Annotated in this window: 19 protein-coding genes; 18 read left to right on the top strand and 1 reads right to left on the bottom strand. The window is 43.3% G+C overall.

Annotation, left to right across the window (positions count from 1 at the left end; all coding sequences use genetic code 11):
- Positions 1-17 precede the first annotated feature (17 nt).
- From LC586_RS15980 to LC586_RS15915, 14 genes are all read left to right on the top strand, one after another.
- Positions 18-812 carry a hypothetical protein gene (locus LC586_RS15980; RefSeq protein WP_229485757.1) on the top strand — a complete coding sequence of 265 codons (795 nt, stop codon included), beginning with the start codon at positions 18-20 and terminating at the stop codon, positions 810-812.
- A gap of 14 nt (positions 813-826) precedes the next feature.
- Positions 827-1,678 (top strand): hypothetical protein, encoded by an 852-nt coding sequence (locus tag LC586_RS15975; RefSeq protein ID WP_229485756.1) that lies wholly within the window; start codon positions 827-829, stop codon positions 1,676-1,678.
- A gap of 640 nt (positions 1,679-2,318) precedes the next feature.
- A complete protein-coding gene (brxE, locus tag LC586_RS15970) occupies positions 2,319-2,900 on the top strand; it encodes a BREX-6 system BrxE protein (protein WP_229485755.1) in 582 nt (193 codons plus the stop codon).
- Positions 2,901-2,905: 5 nt separating this feature from the next.
- A complete protein-coding gene (locus LC586_RS15965; RefSeq protein ID WP_229485754.1) occupies positions 2,906-3,760 on the top strand; it encodes a hypothetical protein in 855 nt (284 codons plus the stop codon).
- Complete coding sequence (locus LC586_RS15960; RefSeq protein WP_094351989.1) at positions 3,757-4,389, top strand: BREX protein BrxB domain-containing protein; 633 nt, start codon at positions 3,757-3,759, stop codon at positions 4,387-4,389. Before LC586_RS15965 ends, LC586_RS15960 begins: the two co-directional genes overlap by 4 nt.
- A gap of 92 nt (positions 4,390-4,481) precedes the next feature.
- Positions 4,482-8,102, top strand: a complete 3,621-nt coding sequence (brxC, locus tag LC586_RS15955; protein ID WP_229485753.1) for a BREX system P-loop protein BrxC — start codon at positions 4,482-4,484, stop codon at positions 8,100-8,102.
- A gap of 314 nt (positions 8,103-8,416) precedes the next feature.
- Positions 8,417-11,242, top strand: coding sequence for a DNA methyltransferase (locus tag LC586_RS15950; protein WP_229485752.1), 2,826 nt, complete (start codon positions 8,417-8,419; stop codon positions 11,240-11,242).
- Positions 11,239-14,091, top strand: a complete 2,853-nt coding sequence (gene pglZ / locus LC586_RS15945) for a BREX-6 system phosphatase PglZ (RefSeq protein WP_229485751.1) — start codon at positions 11,239-11,241, stop codon at positions 14,089-14,091. Before LC586_RS15950 ends, pglZ begins: the two co-directional genes overlap by 4 nt.
- 42 nt (positions 14,092-14,133) lie before the next feature.
- Entirely contained in the window at positions 14,134-15,453 is a 1,320-nt protein-coding gene (brxD, locus tag LC586_RS15940) for a BREX system ATP-binding protein BrxD (RefSeq protein WP_229485750.1), read from the top strand.
- 2 nt (positions 15,454-15,455) lie between these two features.
- The gene (locus tag LC586_RS15935) at positions 15,456-16,553 is read left to right on the top strand and encodes a DEAD/DEAH box helicase (protein ID WP_229485749.1); all 1,098 of its coding nucleotides are present in this window, start codon (positions 15,456-15,458) and stop codon (positions 16,551-16,553) included.
- Complete coding sequence (locus LC586_RS15930) at positions 16,543-17,136, top strand: hypothetical protein (protein WP_229485748.1); 594 nt, start codon at positions 16,543-16,545, stop codon at positions 17,134-17,136. Before LC586_RS15935 ends, LC586_RS15930 begins: the two co-directional genes overlap by 11 nt.
- 405 nt (positions 17,137-17,541) lie before the next feature.
- Positions 17,542-17,802 (top strand): hypothetical protein, encoded by a 261-nt coding sequence (locus tag LC586_RS15925; RefSeq protein ID WP_229485747.1) that lies wholly within the window; start codon positions 17,542-17,544, stop codon positions 17,800-17,802.
- A 121-nt stretch (positions 17,803-17,923) separates the two neighbouring features.
- Entirely contained in the window at positions 17,924-18,127 is a 204-nt protein-coding gene (locus LC586_RS15920; protein ID WP_229485746.1) for a hypothetical protein, read from the top strand.
- Between the two features lie 175 nt (positions 18,128-18,302).
- The gene (locus tag LC586_RS15915) at positions 18,303-19,061 is read left to right on the top strand and encodes a competence protein CoiA family protein (RefSeq protein WP_229485745.1); all 759 of its coding nucleotides are present in this window, start codon (positions 18,303-18,305) and stop codon (positions 19,059-19,061) included.
- 133 nt (positions 19,062-19,194) lie between these two features.
- Here the strand turns inward: LC586_RS15915 and LC586_RS15910 are convergent, their stop codons facing one another.
- Positions 19,195-19,995 (bottom strand): peroxiredoxin-like family protein, encoded by an 801-nt coding sequence (locus tag LC586_RS15910; RefSeq protein WP_229485744.1) that lies wholly within the window; start codon positions 19,993-19,995, stop codon positions 19,195-19,197.
- 85 nt (positions 19,996-20,080) lie between these two features.
- Between LC586_RS15910 and LC586_RS15905 the strand changes: the two genes are divergently transcribed.
- The 4 genes from LC586_RS15905 (at position 20,081) to LC586_RS15890 (ending at position 23,156) form a co-directional block, all read left to right on the top strand.
- Complete coding sequence (locus LC586_RS15905; protein WP_229485743.1) at positions 20,081-21,325, top strand: AAA family ATPase; 1,245 nt, start codon at positions 20,081-20,083, stop codon at positions 21,323-21,325.
- 81 nt (positions 21,326-21,406) lie between these two features.
- The gene (locus LC586_RS15900) at positions 21,407-21,763 is read left to right on the top strand and encodes a four helix bundle protein (protein ID WP_229485742.1); all 357 of its coding nucleotides are present in this window, start codon (positions 21,407-21,409) and stop codon (positions 21,761-21,763) included.
- 16 nt (positions 21,764-21,779) lie between these two features.
- Complete coding sequence (locus LC586_RS15895; RefSeq protein WP_229485741.1) at positions 21,780-22,367, top strand: HNH endonuclease family protein; 588 nt, start codon at positions 21,780-21,782, stop codon at positions 22,365-22,367.
- Between the two features lie 390 nt (positions 22,368-22,757).
- Complete coding sequence (locus LC586_RS15890) at positions 22,758-23,156, top strand: hypothetical protein (protein WP_029631351.1); 399 nt, start codon at positions 22,758-22,760, stop codon at positions 23,154-23,156.
- Positions 23,157-23,173: the final 17 nt, after the last annotated feature.

Genomic DNA, 23,173 nt, shown 5'->3' with positions numbered 1-23,173 from the left:
GCTTGGGGCATAAATGCATGGATGCCATTGAAGATTCTTCTGCGTTATGGGCTTTACTATGCAAGCCTGGATGGGAAATTAAACCCAATCCAGTAAAGCATCTACTCAAAATTAAAGCTCCTGACTACCAGGAAGCATTAATGCTTTATACCAACTATCGGAAATTTCTAGCAATGTGGGCGGCATCCCTCGATTGTACCTGTGCTTTGATTGGAATTCAGGGGATGCGTGGGTCTGCATTTAAAATTCTTGCAGCAACGCCAGCATCGCAGCAGAAGTTATACGAAGACTTGATTTTTGCGAGCTTACGAAAGTCGGTTAGTTGTGATTCAGAAAGACTAGTTGATCGGGAATTTGAGAATGATATCAGCAAGTATTCAGGGTTTTACATTGCTGAAACTTGTTTGCATCCTGAGCTTAGACCAATTGTTGATGAAATATTCTCAAACCCAGACAAGAAACTTGCCTTAACGCGAATGTCTGACAATTTGCAATTGATCGTGTCCGCATCAGCAGCACGGGCGATGAGTTCTGACTCACAAGATGTGGTGCGTCGCCGAACGACTGATTTTTGGCACGCTAGAGACTACGAATGTTTTTTGCGGATGTTCAAGCAAGATGGGGGAGTGGGGTTTGAAATTACTTACCAAGCAACAACCAATCTCCCAAAAATTAATCCTTTGGCACCGTGGGCGCGGTTTACTACAAGCTATCGGTTTTTTGAAATTGATGTTGGCGATCGCACAGAAGTGTACCGTTTGGGCGAAGGTAAAGATATCACCCTAATCAGTCGTCCCAAGGTTATTTCATAATATAACGAGGTTTTATGGCAGTAAGATTCCTAGAAAATAAGGGCAGTGGCAATATTCTAGAGATTAGTCGAGCTAGACTTTTGGAGCTTACCCCCAATGTTTATCCCGTGACTTGGGAAGCGATTCTTTCAGGTAATGGTGATAGTGCAGCTATCTTGGGTGCAGGTTTTGCCGAACGTGAAGTTTTTTTTGGTTTTGAGGGAGTTGACTTAACGCGCTACAAACTTCCGACAATCGACTGTTACGACATTGCTACTAATCCGCCAGAAAAGTTTTTAGCTTTACGCAGCCAATACCCAAACCTACAGTTAAATTATTTTTGCGATCGCAATCTAGCAGAACTAGAACTGACAAAACTTTACGCTCGAAATAGCCTGCGGCTAGTTTCGGTTCATGGAGTATTAGATTACTTACAACCACATACGGTTACAAAAACATTACTTGATATCGTGAAGGTGCAGCCAGAGGCAATATCGATAAGGCTATTTTTAATGGGCAACCCGTGGTCGCGGAATTTTGCGAGTGTAGAGCAACTAGCGATGGAATTAAATTCAATAGAAATTACTACAAGTGGCTTAGTCGAGTCGATTGATTTTGATATATTTTGTCGTACAGGTGTTGTGCAATTAAATATTTTAGATAAGGATAAAATTGAACATAATTTGTTACCAAGTTACGGCGCATCTCATGTAATGCCTGATAAACTAGTTGGTTATTTCAATACTCAAGGATATCAGCTTGTTGCAACTGATGTGTACTCACTTTCAAGTCAAGATTTACAAGGGTATGAGTCGCAGAATCACAATAGTAATAAAGATGTATCTTTAGATAATCCACATGGAATGTTGTTATTTTTTAAACGATAGAATACTCATTTGAATCGAGCTAATCAACGAATCTGCGTTAGCGAAGCTCCTCCCTTTGAGAGGCTCGCATAAATTCCCGCCTTACGATTTAGATTTTCAAATCAAGCACTGCATCACCAGAAGCTATATCTTTTACATAGCAGAGGATTTAAATATATCTGCAAAATTTTTGTAAATAATTCTACTTGCAGTTAACAAAATTAGGACTTACGCACTGTACAAATTGTCCATAGTATGGGTTACGGTTTTTAGTCGTTTCAGGCGCTTTGCATAACTCCGATTTATTCCCATATTTGCGTAGGCGTAGCCCGTCGTAGACATCGCTGAGTGCTAAACATGGCTGAAATAGCCAAATTGCGTGTAGTACTTATGTACGATGCGTAAGTCCTAAAAATAACAATAATTCACATTGATTTTATCGCGTATTATTACGCAGGGCATTCTAGACACTTCAAGTTAATGTGTATTGAATATTTTAGTGGATATTACTTATTAATAAATTGAAAATTTTCAGAAATTTAACACTATTTTGACTTTAATATCAACGCTCACAACAAGTAATGTTGTCAAAGTTGGTGAAAAAGCTTATGTCTAAATAGTTTCAAGTAAAACAGTAAAATTTTAAACTTTTATAATTCTAATGCTAGCTAATAAGGTTACTAAAGATACATTAGACAATATTTTGGCACTTCAAATAATAGTCGCTTGGGCTGGAGAAGGAGTTTGTGACCCCAAGCGTCTCGACTGGTGGCGTACAGACTTAATTGATGAAAATGGTGGTGGTGACTTATTTGGGCGGTTATTTCCCAAGACGCATCAGTGGGCATCCTTACAAGCGGTACGACAGGCAGCAATCCAGCAAGATCGGCGTAAGCGCTTAGATATGGCGAAGCCTGACGCTGTAAGAACGCTGTTTTTTTGGGGGTTTACCGTTGATGAACAGTTGACAGAACGACTGGCTTTCCACAAGCAGAGCGGGGTCAAACCGATAGATGTTTTACCTTTATCTCTGGATATCTATCAGCCTTTTTCTGCGGCTGACTTCGAGGAAGCCATCAGTATTCCGCACCAAAAGGTGGATTTTAAAGTGGTTCCTAGTGGACGGGAAATTTTTGGTGAAATGCTCAAGGCATTAGACGAATGTGCTAGAAAGCTGGCGTTTGCACTTTTGCCAATTGTAGAGAGCTACCCCATGCCTTTTTACCGTTTGGAGGAGCGCTAAATTCGATGGCTACTAAAGTAATTCAGCGGCAACTCCTCCATCCAGTAGCAGCCCAATCTATGTTGTTTCATGGCAAAGAAGTCAGTCAATTCCATACCAGATTGCTACGTACATCTTTAGCGCTAGAAGAAAGCCGCGCCTACTGGGAACACTTCAGGATAGATATACCTAGAGAACAACGGGCAGTTGTTGCTTTTGAAGAACGTTGGTTTGGTAGTAAAAGCATGGCACGTGTTCGCAGCCTGCTATTAGAATTCAGCCATCGCTTTGAAGCCTATCCAATGTCGTTAGCAGTTCTTAAACATTGGCGACCTAACGATCCCACAACTCGCCAAAATATCTGCCACTGGCATATGCAATTGAGCGATCCAATCTACCGTAATTTTACTGGTGTTTTTTTAGAACAGCGCCGTCTACAACCTAATTCTGGCATTGACCGGGACATAGTGGCACGTTGGGTAACTCAGCAGCTGGAAAGTGAGTGGTCTGCTGCAACAACCTTTCGCATGGCGACTGGTTTAATCGCTACGGCTGCTGCTGCGGGGCTTTGCTCGGAAAACTCAGGGATGCGTAGCCTCAAATATCCCAAGGTGACTGATGAAGCTCTAGCCTACTGGTTGTATTTTTTACGTGATTTATATTTTGAAGGCTCGCTCCTTAGTAATCCTTATTTCAACTCTGTTGGTCTATTTGACAGCTTTTTAGAACAGCGGTTGAGCCGTCTACCAGGGTTATCATTTACCCGCATGGGTGATCTTTATGATTTTGGCTGGCATTATGTTGACCTGAAATCTTGGGCGATGCAAATCCTCTCTGCGAGAGACTACGCCAATGAAGCGAAGTGGGAGGAACAAGCATGATTGGATCTTTGCTTGACCTTCAAATGTCTGCGGTGCAGGCACTACGCAGCGACTTGCTCGATGAAGGTGGCCCCAAAATTAGCACAATGCGGAACTACCGATTTGCCATTCTACTTTATGATCCCCGTGAAGAATTTAAACTTCGCGCTCAAATCCGGGTACTAACAGATGACCTGAAGGGACAAGGTTGGAATGTCCTAGCAATCTCTCTTCAGCGCTTGTTTTTAGACAGACTCAAGCGAGAGGAACCAAGGGTTTTAGAAAGTATTATTCGCACAGAGCATCGTCTCTATGCCAAAGACCCAAACCGGGCGCTGAATCATTTAAAAGACAAAATTGCACTTTACATTGAAGGGGCTGAGGGGATTGCCAAAGATGTTATTGCCTTAATCGATGATTTTTCAGATAAACACCCAGGTGAAATCAACCGCACCTTGATTTTTTTGGGACGTGCTGGAGGGCTGTATCCATTTTTTCGCTCATCAGCACTTCTTAAGCATATCGATGGTAAGACAAGCAACTTGCCTGTTGTTCTCCTTTATCCAGGGGAGCGAAGGGATTTGAACGCTCTGTCTTTTATGGACGAACTGCCTTCTGACCGGGACTATCGACCTCGAATTTACTCATGACTGACCCTTCGGGTTCGCCAGTTGTTCATGGGGGAAACCCCCAAGACCACACTGGCTCACTTTATTACTGCAACTCTTAGAGAGGTGATGCCATGCTAATTAAGGAAATTTTTGCTGCTGATGTCACCCGTAATATTGCCCCAGTCATTTATTTCCATGAGCAAAAGCCTGCCAAGGTCTTAGAAGAAGTCTCTGAATACATTATCACAGGCGGCTATCCGGAAACTGACCCCCGCCACAAGCGTGTGCAGTCGGGAATTCACGAGCAGTTTGTGAAGCTGCTCAATTCTATGGCAGAAGAATTACAAAAACCGGGTGGGGCTGAACTTCCAGCATCCTGGATCTCAGGTTTTTATGGATCTGGGAAATCGAGTTTTGCCAAGCTTTTAGGACTGGCTCTCAATGATATGGTTTTACCCGATAATCGGACGGTGGCAAGTGCCTTGCTAGCGCGGGATGATTCTCCCAAAACCCAAGAGTTTCAAGATGCCTGGAATCGAGTTCGTAGTCAGATTGATCCCCTAGCCGTGGTCTTTGATATTGGTGCAGTAGCACGGGATGACGAGCATATCCATTCAGCAGTCAAGCGGGAAGTGCAAGCACATCTGGGCTACTGCACTATTAGTAATTATGTTGCCGAGCTAGAACTGAAGCTAGAACTGGATGGGAAATGGCAGGAGTTCTTAATCTGTGTAGAGCAGACTTTGGGACAACCTTGGTCGAAAGCGAAGAGCGATCAGTTGGCTGAGGAAGCTTTCTCTGAAGTTATGCACGCGATGTATCCTAGCCGTTATACTGACCCAATGAGTTGGTTTGATAGTCGTGCTGGTGCCCAAACGGGAATGGGAACCTCGCCTTCGGAAACGACTAAAGCCATCATTAATATGCTTAATCACCGCGCCTCTGGTAAAACCTTGTTCGTTGTAGTAGATGAGGTAAGCCAATATATACACCAGAATACGGAGCGAATGCTCAAACTTCAGTCGTTTGTTTCTGATTTGGGGCAAAAACTGAAAGGACAAGTATGGTTGTTGGCCACAGGGCAGCAAAAGCTGGAAGACAGTGAGGATGAAAGCAACATTGGTAAGCTCAAGGATCGCTTTCCACCCAAGCTGAGGGTTCACCTTGCACCTACCAACATTCGAGATGTTGTGCATAAGCGGCTTTTGAAAAAAGCTTCCTCGAAAGAAGCCCAATTGCGATCGCTTTTTGGCCAGCACCGTAGCGACCTCAAACTCTACGGCTACAAGTGCGATTCCATCACTGAAGAGGATTTTATTGAAGTTTATCCTATGCTGCCCGGTTACGTAGATTTACTGATGCAAATCACATCAAACCTGCGTACCCGTTCCAGCCGTGCGAAGGGAGATGACCATGCCATTCGAGGGCTACTGCAACTGTTGGGGGAATTATTCCGTGAACAAAAACTAGGAGAACAGGAACTAGGTGCGTTAGTTACTATCGATAGCATTTATGAAGTGCAACAGTCGGCTTTAGACGCTGATGTGCAAACTACGCTAGCACGTTTGTTCAGCCATGAAGAAGTTATTAAAGACGAGATGGCGATAAAAGTGGCAAAAGCAGTGGCACTTTTGGAGTTGATTCAAGAACAAGAACCGACAACTGTTACTTTGGTTAGCCAATGTCTTTATTCTCAGTTGGGAATGGGCAACAATGAGCCATCAAGTACAGCAGCTTTAGAGAAGTTGCGGGGATTAGGGCTACTTTCCTATTCTGACAAACTTGGCTATAAAATTCAAAGTTCTGCTGGGCAAGAATGGCAACGAGAGCGAGATAATCACAGCGTGATTACTGATGCTATTAGTTTGATTGTGGCAGACAAGTTGAAGTCACTGTTAGGCACCGTAGAACGCCCCCGCTACAAAAATAAGTCGTTTCCTTGGTTAGCTATTTATAGTGATGGTCGTCAACGACAGGATGAGCGTATTCAAGGTTCAAACGACCCAGCTGTGCTGACTATTGACTTTCGCTATCTCACTAATAAAGAAGAGCGAAACCCCACAACTTGGATACAAACTAGCGATCGCTCAAATTTCCGCGATCGCCTAATTTGGGTAGTAGGTACTTGCGATAATGTTGCAGCCCAAGTACGAGAACTTGCCAAATCTCAGCACATCATCAGTAAGTATGAAAGTCGCAAGCAGTCTCTTACCAAAGATAAGAGAAACTTACTTGGAGAAGAAGAAAGTCGCCGTGACGTGTTAGAGAAAGAAGTGCAAAAAGCGATCGCTCAATCCTTTATGGATGGTGAAATCTTCTTCCGGGGACGACAAATCGACAAGCAGCAACACGGTACAACTTTTACCACTGTGCTTGGACGCATAGGGGAAAACATTTTGCCGGATCTTTACAGCCATTATGTAGATGTGGCAGTCATTCCGAGTGAATTAGACCAACTTTTAGAGCCGAACTTATCCGGCCCATCCCACAAATTTATGAAAGATGGGCTGGGCATACTCGAACTAGATGCAGGTAAATATATGCCCACCTGTAGCGGTGAAGTTCCTTCTCGGATTGGGCAGTATATTCAAGACCAAAATGGGGTTTCTGGTAATGTGTTGCTAACTCACTTTGGCGGGCCGCCCTACGGCTATCCCGCAGATGTGGTGAAGGCTTGCTTGGTGGGTTTACTTCGGGCTACTAAGGTACGGATTCGACCCGAAACTGGCCCAGAAATTACATCAGTGCGTGACCCTGGTGCTAAGGATATGTTCAAGAGAGACAAGGACATCAAACGGGCTGACTTGCTACCTCCCAATGAAACCAGCATTAGCCCTCGTGACAAAATTGCCATTTGTAAATTCTTCAAAGACTCATTAGATGTTGAACTGGATCGGGAAAATGATGCGATCGCCGATGCGGTTTTCCAGCAGTTCCCCGGTCAGGTCAAACGATTACAAGAATTAGAACGGCGGTACAATCGACTACCAAACCGACCAAATTTACCCTCAGCTTTAGTCAAGTTACGCGAGTCCCTGGAAAAGTGTACCCGTTCTCGCCAAGTTGAAGACACTGTGATTGCAGTTAAGAAAAATCTCGATGCACTGCGAGATGGGATTCAAGAACTTGGTATTTCCTTGACAGATTTAACTGATAGTGCTGTAGATGCCGTAACTAAGGCAATTAATATTCGGGATAACCAAGTAGCTCAACTCAAGCAGATTGAGCGTTGGACAGAAATTACTGAAGCGATCGCAGCTTTAGAAGAACAGCTAAATAGCGATCGCTCTTGGCGGGACATTAGCAGCTTGGAACCTCACCTACAAACAATTGAACAGCACTATAAAGCCGTGCGGTTGAACTTGATTGAGAGTCAAGAAAAGCAAGCCAAAGCAATTCAAGGACGACTCAAACAGCGCCAAAACTTTATCAAATTAAACGAAAAGCAAGGAGAATATGTGTTCCGTTCCGTTCAAGAAGCGACCTATGACACAACTCAGGATGCACTCTACCCCAGTTTATTAGAACTCAAAGATTCAGCACTAATTAAGCTCCAGAAGGCTGAGACTACTGCTAATAACAGGCTTGATGATGTCTTGTCTGAAGTCACTGAAGATCAAGTGGTGCAGCTACCGCTAAATCTTAGTGGTCGTGAAGTCAGCACAGAAGCAGAAATTGATGCACTAGTTAACCAGTTAAAAGAGCGGCTGTTAGCTCAACTCAAACCCAATACTCGCATTCGCTTATCTTAAATGGGGCATGGGGTATGGGGAATTGGGAATGGGGAATTGGGAATGGGGAATGGGCAATAAGAATAGGACTTACGCAAAATATCTCTTAAACTCTGATTTCTCCGTGTCCTCTGCGCCTCTGCGGTTCGTTATTTTGTAACTCGTGCGTAAGTCCTGAAGAAGCATAAATACTCAACTCCTAACTCCTAACTCCTAACTCCCAACTCCCAACTCCCAACTTCCAATCCCTAACTCCCAATCCCTAACTTCCAATCCCCAATTCCCAATCCCCAATTCCCAATCCCCAATTCCCAATTCCCAATCCCCTATTCCCAATGTCCTATCTCACCCCTGAAGCTAAATCCAAATTATCCAGTACAATTCGTGCTTTAAGAGAACGTTTGCTTACTGATTTGCAAAACGCCGTAGAAAGCACCTATCGATTGTCGATTACTGCTGTAAGTAAAGCCGGATTAGCAGAAGAACAACGGGTAAAGCGGCAACGTTTAGAACAATGGTTAGATGAGCAATCCCGTAGTCAGGGTAAAAGTAAGAAACAAGAGTCGGAGATACGCGATCGCTATTTGAAAACGGCTGTTAAGCTCGCAGCTGCAACCTTGCTCAATCGGCTGATAGTAATTAAGCAGATGGAAGCACACGGATTAAGTAAACCTGCTGTATTAACCGGAGGTTGGCAGAGTCGGGGTTATCGGGAGTTTCGAGATTTTGCACCGGACTTGTGCAAGGATGAAACTGAGGGATACGGAACACTACTGCAATTACTCTACGATGAACTGGCTCAGGAGTTGCCAGGTTTGTTTGGCAATGTCGGAGTCACAGCACTATTCCCAATTCCAGCCAGTACCTTGAGAGCAGCAATTGAGGCTTTGGATGCTTCTGATTTAAGGGATGTTTGGCTGGACGATACAACTTTGGGGTGGGTTTATCAATACTGGAACGACCCAGAACGAGAAGCCCTAGATGCCAAATTAAATGGGGGCGGGAAGGTAGAACCCCATGAAATTGCTAGCAAAACCCAAATGTTTACAGAACGTTACATGGTGGAGTGGTTACTCCATAACAGTTTGGGGCAGATGTGGCTGGCAATGTGCAAAAAGCACGGTTGGACGGCTGAGGTTGAGGCAGATGGAACTTTAGCTCGTTTGGAAGCAAGGCGTAAAGAGTGGCGAGAAAAGCGCGAACAAGGACAGGTGGCAATAGAAGCATTAATGCCAATTGAACCGGGAATTGAAGAAAATTGGAAATATTGGGTTCCCCAACCATTAACCGCAGATGCAGTCACTCATGCACCAGAGAGTGTGCGATCGCTAAAAATTCTTGACCCTGCCACCGGCTCGGCGCATTTTCTCGTAATTGCCTTTGGATTGTTATTTACACTTTATCAGGAAGAGGCCAGGCATCGGGGGGAAAATTGGAGCGATCGCCAAATTGTTGAGTCGATTTTAGAGAACAATTTATATGGTGTTGATATTGACCCCAGAGCAATACAAATTGCGGCGGCGGCGTTGATACTGAAGGCGCGGCTGCTTTCTCCTCAAGCAAGTCCTAAACATCTGAATTTGGTTGCATCTAATCTCCAGTTGGCTTCTTTACCAGCAGATGATCCGGCGTTGGTGGAGTTACGGCGAGAGGTGACGGAAGCCACGGGCATTCCTGAAAAGTTGACAAATCAGATTGTATATGCTTTACAGGGAGCAGATTATTTAGGAACCCTGTTGAAGGTAGATACGGCAGTGGATGCAGCAATTAGCGAGTATGAAAGTCACGTAAGCCGCCTTGTTATGGTTTCTCTCAATCCCTCAGTTAGCTTTCAAGTTGGTGATGTTAACCGTCTTCCCCTATTCCCTATAGAATCATCTGAAGAAATCTTCACACAACTAGATGCAGCCTTCACCGAACATGAAGCCGCCCGTGAAACATCTGTAGAATTCAAAAAACCAGTTGCATCTGTTTGGAACTATGCCCAAGAATGGGCACAAACAGCAGTAGACCGTAAACCCGGCACACCACTACCAAAGTACGAACCCGTCTACGAAGATCCACCCCCAACCAATTTTGTATCCTATGCCATCGGCGTAGCATTAGGAAGATTTGGCGCAAATGGGGAAGGTATTCTCAACCAAGCTCCCGCAACTGCACTCCCCCACGGTATCCTTTATCTCTCCGCTTACTCTGAAAAAGACAGCTTAGAATACCCAAGCTGTAAACCCATTCAAGAAACTTGGTACGAGTACGGCTCAATTATTGCCAAAGGAACCCAACTTCGCAAATGGTTGCGGTTATCCTTCTTTAAAGAAGTTCACTTGGGGATGTACGAAAGCCGCCCGATTTACTTCCCCCTTTCATCCCCGCGTAAAAACTTCGTTGCCTTTGTCAGCATTCATCGTTGGGCTGACAACACTTTGCAAACTTTATTAGCAGATTACCTCATCCCCGAACTTAGCCAATTGGAAGGCGAACTCAACGACCTGACCACAGCAAGACATCAAGGCGATAAAAAAACACAAGCAAAAGCCGAAGAACGCTACAGCGAAGTACAAAAACTCCACGAAGAACTCAAAGCATTTATCGACCTCGTGAGACAGTGCGCGGAACAAGGGCCACCCCCAGCTAATGCCAGCCCTGAGCGAAGCCGAAGGGCTAGAGATATCCCCCGCGAAGTTGATGCCCGTTTCAAAATGGATTTGGACGACGGTGTGATGGTCAATAGTGCAGCCCTCTGGCCCTTACTCGAACCCCAGTGGAACCAACCCAAAAAATGGTGGTCAGAACTCTGCAACGCCGAAGGAAAAAAAGATTATGACTGGTCACATTTAGCCGCCCGTTATTTTCCCAAACGAGTTGATGGTAAATGCAAACAAGATCCTTCCCTCGCCGTAGCCCACGGCTGCTTTTGGAAATATCACCCAGCTAAAGCTTACGAGTGGGAACTGCGGTTGCAAGATGAAATTTCTGAAGATTTTACTATTGAGGAAACAAACTCTGATACTTTGCGCCTAGCCTTTGCTAGAGAAAATCCCCACCTAGTGCAGGAAATTATCGAAAAAGAAGAGAAGCGACAGGAACGCAAACGCAAAAAAGAAGAAACCCAAGAGGAAGATTACGGCCCTCTGTTTGAGCAAGAAGAGGAGGCCGCATGAGTCACTTAAATCCCATTACCGCAGTTTTGGAAGCAGAACTGAAGCGAGAACTGCGTCAACGCGGTATCGTTATTTGGCTAGATAAAGACGGGTACTACAACACTTATGTTGATGAGTTAATCGCCCGCTATAACCGTGGTGACTTTTTTGCCCCAGTCGTTGGCTTTCGCGGCAGTTACTTAGAGATGGTACTTGCCCTGGAAACTTATGGCAATGGACTTGACCCGGAACCGTTGTTAATTCACATGCCCGGTCATACGGAAGAAACTATCCGCAAAACTCCTATTCTGGAACTTTACCGCGCCGGCTACCGTTTCCGCAAAGCCTTTGACACATTGATTCGGGAAGCCGTCACAGGGCGCATTAACCCTGCTAGTATCGAAAACTACCTTAACAATGGCATCACTGACTTACCATCTGCCGAGGTGTGGCTGCAAAATAACCTTTCCCAACCCCAGGACGGACTAGCAGCTTATTTAACAAGTCTCAGTTTGGAGTGGATTGTAGACGGTATCCTGGGCGAAGACAAAGTACTGCAATCGAGAATCAGCGACCTAACTGCTCTCAACACCTTAACAGAACATCTCTACCGTCACACAGGGATGAACACAGCCTTCGTGTGCTTCTTTCACGGCGACACACCCCTATCTTTCCTCGGACTGGGCGAAACATTTGCCGCTTGGCTGATGTGTGTTGAGTATGTCCATGACCTCACTCGCCCTCCTCATCTTGATGCACTTCAACCCCTGACCCAACTTTCTCTACCCTTGCGAAAGACCTGCAAGCAACTTGTTGAATATCTGCGAAAACGCCATCCAGATATTTATGCAGCCAAAGCAGCAATTGTAGAATCCCATCTAGAACAAGAACTTAATCAAATTAGCCCCGAAGACCTGGGACAATTTGAAACCTTCCAGTGGGAAGAAACCGCCATCTTACAGGGTGCTGTACAAGCACTGCTGACTGGGGAATTTCAGAAAGCCTTACAATGGTCACAATCTCACACCGAGTCTGCTTCATTTTGGCTAGAACGCGATCGCACTCGCAGATTAGAATGGTCATTAATCAAAGATGCAGCCACTTTGGGTTACATGATTCAAGGTGCGGGGCAGCTTAAGGGCAAACAAACCCTCAGAGAAGCTTTAGAATACTATACCCAAACTGGCTCTGAAGTAGACAAAGCACATCGCCGCTTTGAGCAACAGAGGTTAAAACTCCTAGAACCCACGTTACCCCACTTCGCTCAACTCCTAGAAGCTGCCGATAAACTTCGTTTTCAGTACCGCAATTGGGCTGATACGCTGGCGCAAGATTTTGCCGCCATCTGCACCACAGAAAGCTTTTTACCCGATGATGGCCTTCAGCAACGCACTCTCTACGAGCAAGTAGTACACCCCCTCACCCAAGGTAATAAAAAAGTTGCTTACTTTCTGATTGATGCCTTCCGCTACGAAATGGCAACAGAACTTATCCAAGAATTTGAAGGAGCTGGTACTACCGTAACGTTGAAAGGGAGATATGCCGAATTACCCAGCATCACTGCTGTCGGGATGAACATCCTGGCCCCCGTTAACCAAAATGGTCGGGTAGTATTAGCGGGTGATGGTTTCAAAGGTTTTAAAACAGGTGAGTATACTGTGCGAAAGCCTGATGAGCGAGTCCGGGCAATGAGTGAGAAGAGTGTTGATAATATCAGTGCAGGTCGTAGAAAAGTTCGGGGTCTGACTCTGGCAGAGGTCTGCAATTGGTCAACCACCAGCCTCAAACAAAGCTGTGCTAATACCAATCTTGTTGTTGTTCACAGTAGAGAAATTGACGATGCAGGCGAAGCTAATGTAGGTTTAGCAACCTTTGAAACTTGGCTTCAACAAATCAAGTCAGCGTGGAACCACCTCAAAAGTATTGGTATAAATGAGTTTGTATTCACTGCTGACCACGGATTTCTCCTACAAGACCAAACTACCCAAGAAAAACCCTATCGTGACTCCAATCGCCGTTATATTCTTGCCAAAGAACCTCGCTCGGAAGAAGAAATGGTAACAGTTTCTTTAAATGCCCTCAAATACGAAGGACAAGAAGGTTACTTACTATTCCGTAAAGATACTGCTGTTTTTGCCACTGGCAATCCTGGCGCTACCTTTGTACATGGTGGGAATAGCCTTCAAGAGCGAGTTATTCCTGTACTAACAGTATCCCATCGTCATCAGTCTTATTTGGCAATGGTGAAATATCTCATCGAAGCCAAACCAGAGCCAAGTATTTTAGACTGTAGCCGAATTCGGGTTAGGGTTAAGCCCGCGCCTGTTGCCCAAGGCGTTCTCAGTTTTGTAGGAGCCAGAGAAATTAATGTCGCTTTGCGCGTACCAGAGCGACCTGACATCCAAGTTACGATTAAGGATGCTCCTGGTGCAGAAGTCAAAAATCAGCAACTCCAAATTGCCGTCGAAGGAGATTGGATTGAGGTGCTTTTTGACCTCAAGGGACAGCGAGATGAGCGCGTCCGTCTGGAAATTTATCACCCAGATAATGTTGAAGATGTAGAGGCAATAGTTCCTCAAACTTATTTCAATGTCTCTGGGTCATTGATCCAGGGTGAGGTTTCTATGGCTACCGAATTACCCAAAAATACTGACTGGCAAGATAGTTTCGAGGATGAAACCGTTCGGCGTGTATTCTTCCACCTCCAGCAACACGGCTCAATCACAGAACCGGAACTAAACCAAATCCTTGGTTCAGCTAGACTGGTGCGGCGTTTCTCCTTAGATTTTGAGGAACACCTGAAGAAGGTTCCTTTCTCAGTCAGGATTGAAACAACCAGCAACGGTAAACGCTATGTCAAGCAAAATTAACAGATTAATGTATAAAAGTAAACGTATTAATTAAAATCAACTATGGCAATCAGCGAACGAGATATTGAGCATATTTTTGAGCGTCTTCGCTCCGGCGTTGTTCCAGAACGAGGGTTAGAAGCCTTTGCCGTCGGTATTGACAAACAGCGAACAGAAATTCATCGCCAATTCCAACTAGCAGCTAATAGCGAAGGTGTCTTCAAGTTTTTACGTGGTGGCTACGGCTGTGGTAAAACTTTTATGTCCCGTCTAGCCATCCTTGATGCCCAATCTCAAGGCTTTGCCACCAGTTTTGTTGTCGTTTCTGATAACGATTTGCACTTTTACAAATTCGATGATGTTTATCGCAAAGTCGTTCAGGAATTGGGAACTAGTTCTTGTCCTAGAGGTGCTTTAAGCGATATTATCGATCGCTGGATTGCGCGTGTGGAAGATGCACTGATTGCTGGTGGGGCAGATGAAAACAGCGACGAGTTCGATACTTTAGTACAGCAACGCATAGAAGAAGAACTTGCTTCTCTTACAGGCGGTAAAGCTCCAGAAGATATGGCACGAGTTCTCCGTGCTATTTTTACTTTTAAGCAGAAAGGTGAAATTGCTGAAGCCAGCGCCTTGCTTTCTTGGCTTTCTGGTAGTGAAAATGTGGCTGCTACCGCTAAAAAAGCCGCAGGCATTAAGGGAGATATTGCTAGCCGAGATGCCCTAGACTACCTACACGGTATTCTCGAAATTGTCAAAGCCGCAGGCTACAAGGGACTGGTTATTGTCATTGATGAAGTAGAAACAGTACTGCGAATGCGGCATGATAGTCGAGGTAAATCTTTAAATGGAATTCGCCAAATCTGTGATGCCGCCGACCGTTACAGAGGATTATTATGGATTTATACGGGTACGCCTGAATTTTTTGATACTAAACGTGGAGTTGCTGGACTAGAACCTCTGCATGACCGTATCCAATTTCTGACTCTTGGTGGCTTTGCTAACCCCCGTCAACCCCAGTTAGAACTCAAACCCTTTGATGCACGCCGTCTAAAAGAGGTGGCACTCAAATTGCGAGAAATTTTCCCCACAGCCAATCGGACTGGAATTGTCAATAAAGTCACTTCAGAATTTATTGAACGGCTAGTTACCAAAGTTACTGCTGGCTTTAAGGGAGACGTGGGAGTAGTTCCTCGGCAATTTCTGCGCCAGTTTGTCAACATCCTTGATTTAGCATCAGAAAATGATGAATTTGACCCGATGAGCGCAGAAGGTTTTGAACCCACAGATTTAAACGAAGTAGAATTGCTCATCCGTGAAGGCCGTACTTATTTTGACGAAGAACCTGCGGATATTCAAGGTTACGCAGCCGTGGAGTTCTAGCCATGACTTCAGCCTTTGCTCGCTTTCCTCCCCGTTTGCAAGCCGCTATCGTCTCCAACTTAGGGTGGTCTTCTCTGCGTCCTGTCCAAGAACTAGCAGGACATACACTGCTCGACGGTAATAATGCAATTGTTCTAGCCCCTACAGCTGGTGGCAAAACGGAAGCTTCTATATTTCCATTATTAGCAATGCTAATGGAACGCGAGCCTGAAGGAGTTGGACTCATATACATTGCACCAATTAAAGCTTTGTTAAATAATCAAGCTGAACGTTTGGGGCATTACACTGAAATGGTAGGTCTAAGGCGCTTTCTTTGGCATGGGGATATTAAAGATCAGGAAAAGCGTGCCTTTATTAAAGAGCCGACAGCACTATTGATGACCACTCCTGAGTCATTAGAGGTGATGCTGCTATCCGCCAAAGTCCCCCACACAGAAATCTTTGGCGATATGCGTGCTTTAGTAATTGATGAAGTTCATGCCCTAGCTGGTACAGACCGAGGTGCCCATCTCATGTCCGTTGTGGAACGGCTAGTTCGTTACACCAATAATGATGTGCAGCGCGTTGGACTTAGTGCCACCGTTGGTAATCCGGTAGATATTTTGCATTGGCTCCAAGGTACATCAAAACGTCCAGGTTGCGTTGTCGATCCGCCCAAAGTTCCCTCGAAAAAGGATTTGCGCGTTTATCTGCGTGATACATTAGGCGCGATCGCTCAAGATGCCAGCCAGATAACGCAGAGCAAGAAAAGCCTGTTTTTTTGCCAAAGTCGCTCTTTGGCTGAAGAAATTGCCGAACGGATGCGTAACCGAGGTACAGATGTTTTTGTCCACCATAGTTCTGTCTCCCTCGAAGAACGAACAGCCGCAGAAGACCGTTTTCATCGAGGGACAAATGCCAGCATTATTTGTACCTCCACTCTAGAGTTGGGCATCGATGTTGGCGATCTCGATTTAGTATTGCAAGCTAATGCCCCTTCCACTGTCTCATCCTTCCTCCAGCGCTTGGGCCGCACTGGACGGAGAACAGGGCAACAAGCTAATACTACATTTTTCTGTGAAAATGTAGAGACAGTATTGCAAGCGAGTTATGCACGTTAGCCATGAGGAACGTACAGTTGGAGTTGTTCCAGCCCCCCGTGGTAAAAAACCAAGCTGGGGTGGCTTTGCCCCACAGCTACTAGGCTTTGAACTTTGTCAGCAAGTTGCGGAAATATTGCAATCAAAAAGTACTATTCCTTACATCGATGCCAAAACGCAAGTTGTGTTAGATGAGTACCGTTCTGATCTCAGGCCATTAATCACAGAAGTTCAATCAAGCATCCAATTAGAAACAGATCGGGCGCTGTGGTGGACTTTTGCAGGTGGACAAATTAATCACACCCTTAAATACGGTCTGCAATTTCACCATGATTGGAAGATTATCTCTGACAACTTCAAGTTAAAAATTGAAGGTGATAGTGTTGGTTATGCAACTTTAAGTTTAGCGATCGCTCAGATGAGTACTCCTACCTTTTGGGAAGCTCCAGCTACCCAGCGCTTCATCCTTTCGCAATTACCAGAATATCGTCTAAGTAAGTTTCAGAGGGCGTTGCCAGAAGTGTATTCTCTCGAAATGGTTAGCAATTATTTGCTAGATATGCCAGGAGTAATTAAATTTTTGAATTTAAATAAACTTGAATAATTTTACCTCAGTAACAAAGCCACTTTGAGCGAGATACCTTAGATTGAACTAAAATCAAGTCAAAGTTTAAAAGACTGTGGGTTGCGCTCATCATCACCTACGCTTGTTATCAAAATTCCCTGTCTGCAAAAAATCCTTTCCAGTTTGATTTTGGGAATCAATGGTTCCTATGAAGCTAAAGAGTGCCCAAAACATCTGTGTAAAATATTGTGGCATCTGCGCGAAAAAGAAATTTGTATCCAATTGATAAATTCCTTAGCAAGGGACTCGTATTTTCCATAGATTTGCTGTATCTTGTTTATTCCGTGCAATTATTAACACCCAACTTCTCCAAATTTTGCTGTCATCCAAATTTTCAGCCAATGCTTTTGGAGAGCAGTGAATGAAAACTTTTAATACATAGATATGAAGATCATCAAAAAATCCGACAAGCTGACTCTGAAGAAAATGATGGAAATCCAACACGCCAAAGACCAAAATCTTCAAGCTGATACCGTCAATTCTTCAGCCCCTGTGGTTGATGAGCAACCAGCAGCAATTCCAGTGGCTAGAGTTCCTGGCTATATTCCATTCTTTGACAATCCTCCAGTACAGTCTGTTGGCAACTCTGGCTGGCAGATTTCTGACATTTGGCGGGATATCCGGGTGGATGATTTTTGTGGGTGATACTCCTGATAAACATAGGCAAAAAAGAATACGTTGCTCCTGTGGTGTACGTACTGTCACAAACAGGAGTTGCTCTTTGGTAAAGAAACCTACCAAATAATCAACCAACACAGAATCACCTATGAAACTCGCTAAACCGCTCAATTTGGCAAATCTTGTTGGTTCTATTTTACTACCTAGAATCGCTAACAATCAAACAGCTACTTCTAACAAGAGTGAAACATCAATTACTTTACCCAGTAATCCCATAAATATCATTTACCTGGAACCCTTTGATACTGCTGTTATTGCTTATCACATGATGGGTCTTGGCAACTTTGAATAAAGCATAGTTTCAGTACAGCCTTTAAAAAGCTACCTTAACTCTCCAACCTTGGGGGGGTTAGTTAGTGCATTAATTCTTCAAATCAACATTATATTAATCCAGAAGATAGAGACATATTGGAAAAGTTAAAGCACACTAGTAAGAGCAACTTTAACTATTCAGTAATGGTGTGGCAATGTGGCTAAAATATGGTGTAAATGAAGAAGGTATCTTGATATGTATTGAAGATATCAATAGGGGTAAGACTTCACTTCAGTGTCCTTACTGTAATAGTAGTCTAACTGCTAAAAAAGGCAAGGTGAAAGAGCATCATTTTGCTCATAATGAAGAAACCTGCCGCCCCATAGCTAACCGAGAATTCCCTACTCTGCCACTCTATGACAATTTCAACGTTCAATTATCTGGCAAGGATTTGGCACAGTTAAAGCTGCTTTGGCAGGAGTACGGAGCCAAAAATTACCCTATTAGTTCCTACTTAATTACTTCTGGTTTACTCAAAGCAGGAGTGTTAAGAAAAAACCTATACTTAACCCCACCTGAATATGAATTTAGTGATTTGGGTAAAATTCCCGTTGGAGCGCTAGAGTTTGCGTGGTTCAATGATGTACAGGAGCCACTATTACTTAAAAAACTGCTGAAACTTGAGCTAGCTTTTAAACACGCCGAATACAAAAATGCTCCAGATTTAGCATATCGATTTACTGATTTGAAGCTGTATCGCGCTCAACTTCAACGTATTCTATCCTCTAGCCTATATTTTTTAGAGATTGAAACGAATATTGGCACTTTGTACAAGATAGGAGTAACCCAAAGACCCGTTATCAAGCGAGTAGCAGAAGTAAAAATTGATTTACTTGCTCATTATTCGAGTGTTGCTATTAAAGTATTAGGAACTTGGGAGCATAGAGGAAAACGGATTATTAAAATCAATTGAATTTAGTCCCAAGTAGCAATCAACAGGATCATTCCATAGATTAATGAATCACGCCAAACAATTGAACACTGATGAATAAATTCAGGAAAGTTCGCTTATATCCCCCGAATTTAGCAAAGCGCATTCGGGGCCTTTACGCATCACCCATCGTAAAGCTATTTGCTTCGATAAAGGATAAAAATGATAAAGGCTGACTCATATTAGCAGCAAAGCCCAGAATTCCTGGATCTCGATGAGAGTAAAGTAACTGGCCTTTACTATCAAACAAAAAAGTTCCACCACGCTGAGTTAAGTAGGCAGAATTTGGTACATAAGTGTGCCAATTGCTCAGAACTTCCACCATATTACGTAGCCGTAGAGTTGCTAATTCAAAGGGACGTTGAAAACCATTTCCGCCAGCTAATCGGAAAAACGAGCCTTTAAAAGCAGGTAGAGGAGTACCTTGAATAATTTCATCATCTTCAATGAGTTGAGGGGCTTGACGATCTCCCCTGTATCCCCGAAAAACTTCTCTTAGCGTTCCTGGACTTCCAAACCCTGCACACATTAACATTAGATTTAGCCAAGCTTGATGAGACACAGAAAGTCCAGGTAGAGTCAGATTCAGACCTGAATAAAGTTTAAGTTGGTGATGTAATTCTGCATTGGGTTCAACAAATAAATTTTCCGGTGAAAATCCTGTATATTGACAGAATCTTGTTCCAGAGGTGCGTGAGCCAATTCCCACTGCACGAATAGCGACTTTTTCAGGAGGCAATTTTTTAGCTTTGCGCTGTAACCACCATGCATATTCAAGGCTATCAAAATCCCCAAGTTGTGGCCAGACTAAAATCAGGATATGTGAGGCAGTCTCGCAATTTTCTAGTAGGGGTCGGGTCATGCCATCACTAACACACTGAAGTTCAGTCTGATTAAGGATATTGTAGGGATTCATTAAAAATGATTAACTGCTATTGAGCTATCCAATTTTAATTTACAAGAAGTAAGTTGATCAATATAAATTTGTGTATGAGAGCCAAATGTTAAAAGAACTTCACCTCCAACAAGTTGGTCCTGCTGCCCATTTTGATGTCGCATTTGCCGATAGGCTCAATATATTCACGGGTGATAATGGTTTAGGTAAAAGTTTTTTACTCGATATTGCATGGTGGGTGATGACTACAAATTGGGCGGAGCAACCAGCGTACCCACAGCGAGTCAAAGGTGAAAATCCGCAAATTACAGCCGTAGTTAGCAATAAAAAAAATATAAGAGAGTATCAGAGCCAGTTTGATTTTTCTGAACAGCAATGGCGTAATTTACAAATGCCTCCTTTATTAAAAGAGGTAGTTATTTATGTGCGGGTTGATGGTAGTTTTTCCATTTTTGACCCAGCTCGCCAACGCGATATTGCTTATAATTTTAATCCAAATACACTTTGGAATGGATTAAAGTCAAAAGATAAAGTTATTTGTAATGGTCTAATTCAAGATTGGGTTACATGGCAGAATCAACCCAATAAATATCCATTTGAACTCTTTTCTAATGTCATTAAAAAACTTGCACCTCACCCTTCCGAATGGATAGAAGTGGGAGAAACAACGCGAGTTTCTATTGAAGACGTGCGCGATATTCCTACAGTTAATCTGCCTTATGGGAATGTTCCTGTTACTCAAACATCAGCCGGAATGAAGCGTATTTTGGGACTGGCTTATTTACTAGTGTGGACTTGGTACGAACATAAAAAAGCTTCGGAATTGCGACAACAAAAGCCAGTAAATCAGATAGTTTTACTAATTGATGAAATTGAATCTCATTTGCATCCTCGTTGGCAGAGGGTGATTTTACCAGCTATTTTATCTGTGGTGACAGAATTACAACCCAGGATGAAGATACAGGCTTTAGTAACTACTCATTCTCCACTTGTTCTTGCTTCCTTAGAGCCAAATTTTAATGAGCAAGAAGATCAACTATTTTTATTTAAATTACAAGATAGAGAGGTTAGCCTTGACGAAGTACCTTGGTCAAAACAAGGAGACATAGTTGGATGGTTAACCTCAGACATTTTTGGACTCAAACAAGCCCGTTCCAAAGAAGCAGAAATCGCAATTGAAGCAGCAGAGGCTTGGATGCGTGCTGATGATATGAATGCGTTTCCAGAAAATCTGAGAATACCAACACAAATTCATCAGGAACTTCAAAGAGTTTTACCAGGACATGACCCATTTTGGCCCCGTTGGATAGTTACAACGGAGAAAATAAATTTTGGGTTATCAGAGGTATAACACAGATGATAAGTAAGAATTCAGAAGTCAGAATTCAGGAGCCAGAATAAATGAGACAACAAGCCTTGCACATTCCAAGACTTGATAGTTTGGCAGAAAGCACATAAGTTTGTTTTATGTGTATATCAATTTACAGGCCAATTTCCTAAATCGGAAATATATGGACTTACTTCCCAATTTAGACGAGCAGCAATCTCTATTGCAGCAAATATAGCTGTTCGCGGAGCGTCCCGTAGGGAGGGTTTTAAGAAAAAGGGAGCAACAGACAAAGTACGGTTTATAAACATTGCACAAGGTTCTTTAGAAGAATGTCGCTACTATCTAATTCTTTCAAAAGACCTTGACTATGGTGACACTTCAGGATTAATGCTTCAACTTGAGGAAGTTAGTAGGCTACTAACAAGCTATGCTAATTCCATTCTGAATTCTGACTCCTGACTCCTGAATTCTTGCGATGATGCCATTTAACCCTCCTCCAGAACCGCCTGATTTTGATAAAAAAGTGCGACAACCAGGAAATGCTTGGTTGGCAAAAAACCCAGATCCCAAAAAAGGAACCAGAGATTATTGGTCGCCTTTCAAAAGTTATTTAGCTGATGGATTTAGTAATCTGTGTGGCTATAGCGTTATGTATGAACCAGTTGGTACAGTAGATCATTATCGCAGCCGTGAAAATTATCGCAATTTAGCTTATGAATGGAGCAATTTGCGCTTTGCTTCTGCCTGGATAAACAGTAGTAAAGGTACGCTTGATGACCAGGTACTTGACCCTTTGGATTTGGGAGAAGATTGGTTTGAAATTTTACTTCCTTCCCTACAATTAGTATTAACAGATAAAGTTCCTCCACAACAACGTCAAAAGGCAGAATTTACTTTGGAACGGTTGCGGTTACGGGATGATGAAAGAGTCTTGCGCCAGCGTCAACAATGGTATCAACTTTATTTGGATGGGGATTTGACTCTACAAGGATTAGAAAAAAAAGCTCCTTTGATAGCGCGTGCGATAAAGAAACAGCAGCAGGCTATTTCTCAAGAAGAATAAGCTTTGTAGTTATCAGATTGTGAAGGCAAGTATTTTCATAACACGATATGGCAAGATAAATGGGTAAAAGTTCAATGAACTTGTCACAGACTATTAAGTAGCACATCGCGTTATATATTTCTGTTAGAGCAGTTTCTTACCAAAAGAGTTATTTTTCTATTTTTTTACTCATATATACAAACGTGCTTGCATTATCAATAGGCAGTATGTAACTTGGCAAGTGTGCAGTTTAGTAGGAGAGGAACTGAAGTTTAGTTGTATCTGAGTTGAGCTATACCTGTACTAAAGTGACATAAATTGTAAATTATTTTTTAATTTACAAGCAGTTTGGTAAGGTGCTAGTTTAATTCGCTTTCAATTGATGAAGTCTTTCAGTTGGAATAGAGTTTGATGATATGTGAGAACGTTATCTACACCCAGAAAACACTTGCCGAAAGATACGGGATTTCCATTGCCGCTTTACAACGGTGGTATCCCTATGCCGGTATAGTTAAACCCCGAAAGCGGGGAGGATATTTTGATGCAACAACAGTCGAGATTGCGGATGTTTTTTACGTTGCTATCAAGATTCGGCGGCTGACTTGTGAAGAATATTTACAGCAGGTAATTCCTGCTGGTGGCTTAGATGCTTATTTGCAAAAAGTCAATGACGTAAGCCTTTATGACTTTTTGACTAAGCATATATCTGATGAAGAAAAAAATAACCCAATTGTGCAAGCAGTAATTAGGAGAATTGAGCGAAATGAAGCATATCAACAAAGTGGCAGAGACTTTGCAGGTGTCGCCTGATGTAGTACGTACCTGCT

The sequence above is a fragment of the Nostoc favosum CHAB5714 genome (genome assembly GCF_020829495.1).
Lineage (GTDB): Bacteria > Cyanobacteriota > Cyanobacteriia > Cyanobacteriales > Nostocaceae > Nostoc > Nostoc favosum.
Note: the sequence above shows the minus strand (reverse complement) of the source record. Positions and strands in the feature narration are given on the sequence as shown.

Excerpts from the sequence above, each read along its gene's own strand:
- LC586_RS15980 (WP_229485757.1), top strand. The coding sequence starts at position 18 with ATGGATGCCATTGAAGATTCTTCTGCGTTATGGGCTTTACTATGCAAG.
- LC586_RS15975 (WP_229485756.1), top strand. The coding sequence starts at position 827 with ATGGCAGTAAGATTCCTAGAAAATAAGGGCAGTGGCAATATTCTAGAG.
- brxE (WP_229485755.1), top strand. The coding sequence starts at position 2,319 with ATGCTAGCTAATAAGGTTACTAAAGATACATTAGACAATATTTTGGCA.
- LC586_RS15965 (WP_229485754.1), top strand. The coding sequence starts at position 2,906 with ATGGCTACTAAAGTAATTCAGCGGCAACTCCTCCATCCAGTAGCAGCC.
- LC586_RS15960 (WP_094351989.1), top strand. The coding sequence starts at position 3,757 with ATGATTGGATCTTTGCTTGACCTTCAAATGTCTGCGGTGCAGGCACTA.
- brxC (WP_229485753.1), top strand. The coding sequence starts at position 4,482 with ATGCTAATTAAGGAAATTTTTGCTGCTGATGTCACCCGTAATATTGCC.
- LC586_RS15950 (WP_229485752.1), top strand. The coding sequence starts at position 8,417 with ATGTCCTATCTCACCCCTGAAGCTAAATCCAAATTATCCAGTACAATT.
- pglZ (WP_229485751.1), top strand. The coding sequence starts at position 11,239 with ATGAGTCACTTAAATCCCATTACCGCAGTTTTGGAAGCAGAACTGAAG.
- brxD (WP_229485750.1), top strand. The coding sequence starts at position 14,134 with ATGGCAATCAGCGAACGAGATATTGAGCATATTTTTGAGCGTCTTCGC.
- LC586_RS15935 (WP_229485749.1), top strand. The coding sequence starts at position 15,456 with ATGACTTCAGCCTTTGCTCGCTTTCCTCCCCGTTTGCAAGCCGCTATC.
- LC586_RS15930 (WP_229485748.1), top strand. The coding sequence starts at position 16,543 with ATGCACGTTAGCCATGAGGAACGTACAGTTGGAGTTGTTCCAGCCCCC.
- LC586_RS15925 (WP_229485747.1), top strand. The coding sequence starts at position 17,542 with ATGAAGATCATCAAAAAATCCGACAAGCTGACTCTGAAGAAAATGATG.
- LC586_RS15920 (WP_229485746.1), top strand. The coding sequence starts at position 17,924 with ATGAAACTCGCTAAACCGCTCAATTTGGCAAATCTTGTTGGTTCTATT.
- LC586_RS15915 (WP_229485745.1), top strand. The coding sequence starts at position 18,303 with ATGTGGCTAAAATATGGTGTAAATGAAGAAGGTATCTTGATATGTATT.
- LC586_RS15910 (WP_229485744.1), bottom strand. The coding sequence starts at position 19,995 with ATGAATCCCTACAATATCCTTAATCAGACTGAACTTCAGTGTGTTAGT.
- LC586_RS15905 (WP_229485743.1), top strand. The coding sequence starts at position 20,081 with ATGTTAAAAGAACTTCACCTCCAACAAGTTGGTCCTGCTGCCCATTTT.
- LC586_RS15895 (WP_229485741.1), top strand. The coding sequence starts at position 21,780 with ATGATGCCATTTAACCCTCCTCCAGAACCGCCTGATTTTGATAAAAAA.
- LC586_RS15890 (WP_029631351.1), top strand. The coding sequence starts at position 22,758 with ATGATATGTGAGAACGTTATCTACACCCAGAAAACACTTGCCGAAAGA.